Source organism: Kitasatospora sp. MBT63, from assembly GCF_000710465.2.
Lineage (GTDB): Bacteria > Actinomycetota > Actinomycetes > Streptomycetales > Streptomycetaceae > Kitasatospora.
This window is the reverse complement of the sequence record NZ_JAIZ01000096.1, coordinates 1-4,711: the sequence shown is the minus strand read 5'-3', so window position 1 is coordinate 4,711 and position 4,711 is coordinate 1. Positions and strand designations below refer to the sequence as shown.

The window sequence follows — 4,711 nt, the reverse complement described above, 5'->3', positions numbered from 1 at the left end:
GCGCTGCCCGCCTCCCCGGACGGGCCGGGTCGGCGGGCAGGGTGGTGGTGGCGGGTCAGGCGGTTCGGGCCGGGTCCTGGGCGGCGATCTGCGCCAGCCACACCGTCAGGGTCGCCCGGTCGACAGCGTCGAGGGCGGCGAGCAGCGCGGCGAGCGACTGCCGGAAGGCGGCGTCGGCGGCGGTCGTGCCGACCGGCGTGACGGTCATCTCCAGGTGGTCGTCCACGATCGCGGGGACGTTCGGCCGGCTGTCGGCGGGGGTGTCGAGCCAGGCCCGCCCGGTCAGGGCTCCCCACGCGGCGCGGCCCAGGCCGGTCTGCATGTGGGAGACCGCGGCGCGGATCTCGGCGACGTAGTCGCGGAGCTGGTCCGGGCTGCTGATCTCCTGGCCCTGCTCGACCCAGGTGTCCTCGGCGGCGGTGTCGGTCACGGTCGGGTTCTCCTCTGGTTGGTGGTCACCGCGTCAGTTCCTCCTGGCCCCGGATCTGCGGGCCCGGCCCGGCCTGCTCGGCCTTGGCCTCCTCGACGGCCTTGCGGGCCTTCGCCGCCGTGGTCTTGCCCAAGCTGCCGAAGATCCGGCCGAGCTGCTGCTCGTGGCGGGTGTGGATCGCCGCCAGCTCCCGCTGGCGGACCCGCTCCTCGTGCGCCCGCACCCGGCAACCGCCCTTGCAGTACTTCGGGGCGGGCCCGCGCTTGTTCGCCGGGACGAACGGCGTGCCGCACCAGACGCAGACGCGCAGCGTGGCGCCCTTCTTCTTCGGCTTCGGCCGGTCCGCCGGCTGCGGGACCTGCCCGCTCGCCTCGGTCACCGCAGGCCCGTGGCGAAGGCGGTGAGCTCCGCGTCGACGCGGGTCGAGGCGGTGGCCCGGATCAGCGCGACCATGTACCAGCCGTACAGCTCCTCCTGGGCCGGGGTCAGCTCGATCCGCTCCTGGCCCGCCCCGGCGCGGACCACGGCCAGCAGGTCGGCCCGGTCCTTGGCGTCCTCGCGCGTGATCTCCGTCTTGAGCACGGGGGCGAGCGCCCGGCGGACCCAGGCCGCGACTGCCTTGGCGTCGGTGCCCTCGCCCTTCCACCACGGGGCGTGCCGGTCGCCGGCCACATCGTCGAGGAACGTCGACAGGTCGTCCTCGGCCTTGGCCAGCTCGTCGCGCAGCCAGCCCAGGTGGATCAGGTCCCGGGCCTCGACCTCGACGTCGAGCAGCTGCACCAGCTCCGTGCGGCCGTCGGCGCCGATCAGCACCGGCACGCCGGGCACCAGGTCGGCCCGCCCGTAGACCACGTCGGCCGTGCCCCGCCCCAGGGCGTCCAAGACCCGCAGGTACGACTGGTAGATCACCTCGCCGTCGACGTGGTCGGGCAGCGGCGACCACGACTCGCCGTCCTCGCCGGGCAGCGGGCGCAGCTGGATCAGCAGCCCCTCCTCGATCGCGTAGAGGTCGGCCAGGACGTCGGGCTCGGCGGGCAGCAGCAGGTTGACCTTGGGCATCGGGGCCCCTCTCGGCACGGTCGGGGAGCACCGCGACGGGGTGTCCCGGGCTCGGCCCCATCCTAAAACCCGTTACGAACGAGTTCTAGAGCGCACGGGGGTTCGCGGGAGCGCGGGCGGTCCTCGCGCGCCCCCTCCCCCGGGCCGTCCGGCGGGGGTGCGCACCGGTTCCGGTGCTGGTCGGACCGGGTGCGCACCCGGGTGCGCACCCGTCTTCCGCGCGGCTACCGGGCCCGATAGCCGTGCGGAACTGCGGCCGTGTCTTCGCCCCGGCTATCGGCCCGGCGCACCGCCACCGGGGGCGGGCGGTCGGTGGCGCAGGTGCGGCGGCTGCTGCCCGGTCGGCGCGGGGCCGGCCTTCTTCGGCACGGCCTTCTTCCCCGGCCTGGCCGTGGTGCTGCCCGCCCTGGCCGCGCGAGCGGTCACCTCGCGGGCGAGCTCGGCCCGCACCTGGTCCTCCAGCTGGAGCCGCTCGGGGGGCAGACCAGCTCGGCGGGCCTGCTCGGCGAGCAGCTGCTCGACACCGCGCCGGGCCTCGGCGACGGCCACCCGGGCGGCCTGGAGCGGCGGCTGATGGTCGATCTGCTGGAGCCGGGCGCCCTGGGCGTCCTGGCCGATCGCGGCCCGCTCCGCCTGCGGCCATCCCTCCTCGAGTTCGGCCAGGGCGTCGGCGTACCGGCCGCGGACGCCCGGGGCGGCCTCAGCCGCGCGTGCCACCGCCCGCCCGGCCAGTTCCTCCAGCCGCTTGGCCTCGGCCTCGGAGCGGGCCGCCAGCTCGGCGGCGGCGGCGGCCATGCCCTCGGCCGACCGCTTCGCCCGGGGCCCCTTCCAGCGCGAGGCGGCGCCGGCCTTCGACTCCTCCTCGACCCGGCGGGCGGCGGCGGCCTGCTGGCGCTGCTGCCCGGCAGCCGTGACGTGCCCGTCCGCCTCAGCCTCGGCCGCAACAGCCGCCTGCAGCCCGGCCCGGCGCCGGTGGAGCTCACCGCGTCGCGGACCCATCCCGACTCCGGAGACCAGGCCGTCCAGGCGCATCGCGGTCGCCGTCTCGGCGGCGAGGGTGCCCTCCCGGGTGTCCAGGGTGGTGCGCAGGGTGCGCAGCGCGGTGACCAGGTCGGGAACCGTTCCGGCCGGGATGGTGCCCAGGGTGCGCACCACCTCGGTGCGCGGGTCTCCGGCGCGCTCGCGGGCGTCGGCGAGCAGCTGCGCGGCCGGGTCCGCCCGGCGCGGCTCGGCGGTGACCGCCGGCGGTTCCAGCACCGGGCCGAGCTTCGCCCACGCGAGGTCCCGGCCGGTCTTGCTGGCGGTCACCCAGACCTGCTCGCCGTCCGGCTTCACCCAGGTCGGCAACGAGAAGCTGTAGCCGTTCATCCTTCCGGTACTGGCCTGGTTCGCCTTGAAGTTGACGCCCGCCTCGGTGAGCAGCCGCTCGAACACCTCGCGGCCCCGGCCGGCGGCGGCGTCGCGGGCGGCGGAGACCTTGGCGCGGATCTGCTCGCGCTCGGGCGGCGCGGCGCCCCGGGCACGGGCTGCGGCAAGCTCGTTGCCCGACCGCACCCCCGGCACCTTCTTGAACCGGTCGGCGGCGCGCACCAGGTCGTGCTTCACCTCCAGGGCGTCGCACACCGCCCGGTTGCGCAGCTTGTCCCGGCCGTTGGTGACCTGCCGCCCGTCCCAGCCCAGCCGGGAGACCGTGATGTGCACGTGGTCGTCCCCGTGCCGCACCGCCACCCACGGGCAGGCCCCGAAGCCCATCCGGGACACGTACTCCTCGGCGATGGCGGCGAACTTGGTGTCGGCGAGCACGCCGTCCTCGTCGGGCAGCGACAGGGACACGCGCCAGATCGGCTCGGTGAGGTGCGGCTTCTGCCCGGTGTGGTGGTCGATCACCCGGCCGACCTGCTGCCAGGTACCCGGCACCGACCCGGCGACGATCCGCGGGTTGACGTGCTCGTCCTTGCGGCCGGGCCCGAAGTCGTACCGCAGGCCGCCGGCGGCCTTCCGGCCCCGGGTGATGTTGCCGATCACCGGCCGCTCTCGTCGGCCTGGTCGACGTCGTCGTGCTCCTGGTGGTGCTCGGCGAGCCCGGCCGGGCCGGTCAGCGGCCTCAGCCCGCGCACCGCGAGCGCCGCGTCGCCCACCGCCTCGATGGCGGCCTCCAGGCGTGCGTGGAGCTCGGCCGGCACCGAGCCGGAGGTGTTCGCCACGAACGCGAGCTGGTTCAGGTTGTTGCCGAGCGCGGCCAGCTGGAGGAACACCGCGTGGTTGACCTCCGGCACCTGGGCGACGTCGCCGTGGATGCCCGGGTGGCCGTTCAGCGCCTCCTCGACCGTGGCCCGGACCCACGCGCCGAGCTCCTTGCGGGCGGTCCGCCGGCGGGCCGTGTGCCACTTCTCCAGCTCCTCCGGAGTCAGCCGCACCGACACCGTGTGTGTGCGCTGGCCCGCCTCGGTCAGCCTCCCCTGCCCGCCCTTCGCCACCCGCCGCACCTCCTCGCTCGCGGGTCGCCGAACGCGCCGCCAAGGCGCGGACCGGCAGGCACGACGCCCCTCGGGCGGCGGGCCAGACCGGCCCCCTCGGGCCGGTCCTCCCCTCGGCGAAGCGTAGCGAGCCGGGGGCCAGGTGCATCAAGCGAAGCGCAGATGCCCACCTGGCTCCCAAGACATCGGCTGGGCTGGGCGGCCAACGCCCTGACCGGTCGGCGGCTTGGGCGGCACTCCCCTGTCGCCCGACTGATCGGCCTCGGCCACCACGCCCGGCCCCCTCGGGGCCGGGCTCCGGCGCTCGCGCCGGAGGGAGCGGCCACCCGGGTCAGCCGGCTGACGGCGCCTGGTCCCCCGGCGTCCGCAGCACGAGCGGGCGGCGGGGCCGCTCGGTCGGCTGGCCGTAGTAGTCCTCGGCCATCACCACCTTCTCCAGGGTCGCGGGTCGGGGCCGGTCGGTCGGGCGGCGGTAGTCCTGACCGAGCATCACCACCGGCCCGTCCTCCCCCGCCACCAAGAACTCCAGCACCGCGTCGATCCGGCTGATGTCCTGCTGGCGCTCCTCCCAGGTCTGCGCGGAGCGGCTCGGGGCCGCCGGCGGTTCCGCGGTGAGCGCGGCCTGCTCGGCGACGGTCCGGCCTCGGCGGCGCGGGGCGGCGACGTCCTGGTGGTCGGGGTTGTAGCCGGGGCCGAGCGGGCGGCGGCGGGTCATCGGGGTCTCCTCGGGTCGGGGGGTGCGCAC

General features: G+C 76.2%; 6 protein-coding genes. All 6 read right to left on the bottom strand.

Features of this window, described 5'->3' with window-relative positions:
- Positions 1 to 55: 55 nt before the first annotated feature.
- Complete coding sequence (locus tag AA75_RS06530) at positions 56 to 430, bottom strand: hypothetical protein (RefSeq protein WP_033818823.1); 375 nt, start codon at positions 428 to 430, stop codon at positions 56 to 58.
- 25 nt (positions 431 to 455) lie between these two features.
- Entirely contained in the window at positions 456 to 809 is a 354-nt protein-coding gene (locus tag AA75_RS47115; RefSeq protein ID WP_033818822.1) for a hypothetical protein, read from the bottom strand.
- Positions 806 to 1,489 (bottom strand): hypothetical protein, encoded by a 684-nt coding sequence (locus AA75_RS06520; RefSeq protein ID WP_033818821.1) that lies wholly within the window; start codon positions 1,487 to 1,489, stop codon positions 806 to 808. Before AA75_RS06520 ends, AA75_RS47115 begins: the two co-directional genes overlap by 4 nt.
- A 273-nt stretch (positions 1,490 to 1,762) precedes the next feature.
- Positions 1,763 to 3,514 carry a hypothetical protein gene (locus tag AA75_RS06515; RefSeq protein WP_051811933.1) on the bottom strand — a complete coding sequence of 584 codons (1,752 nt, stop codon included), beginning with the start codon at positions 3,512 to 3,514 and terminating at the stop codon, positions 1,763 to 1,765.
- Complete coding sequence (mobC, locus tag AA75_RS06510; protein ID WP_051811932.1) at positions 3,511 to 3,966, bottom strand: plasmid mobilization relaxosome protein MobC; 456 nt, start codon at positions 3,964 to 3,966, stop codon at positions 3,511 to 3,513. Before mobC ends, AA75_RS06515 begins: the two co-directional genes overlap by 4 nt.
- 331 nt (positions 3,967 to 4,297) lie before the next feature.
- Positions 4,298 to 4,711, bottom strand: a 414-nt coding sequence (locus AA75_RS49095; RefSeq protein ID WP_206743431.1) for a hypothetical protein, incomplete at its 5' end; no start/stop codon positions are given.

Excerpts from the sequence above, each read along its gene's own strand:
- AA75_RS06520 (WP_033818821.1), bottom strand. The coding sequence starts at position 1,489 with ATGCCCAAGGTCAACCTGCTGCTGCCCGCCGAGCCCGACGTCCTGGCC.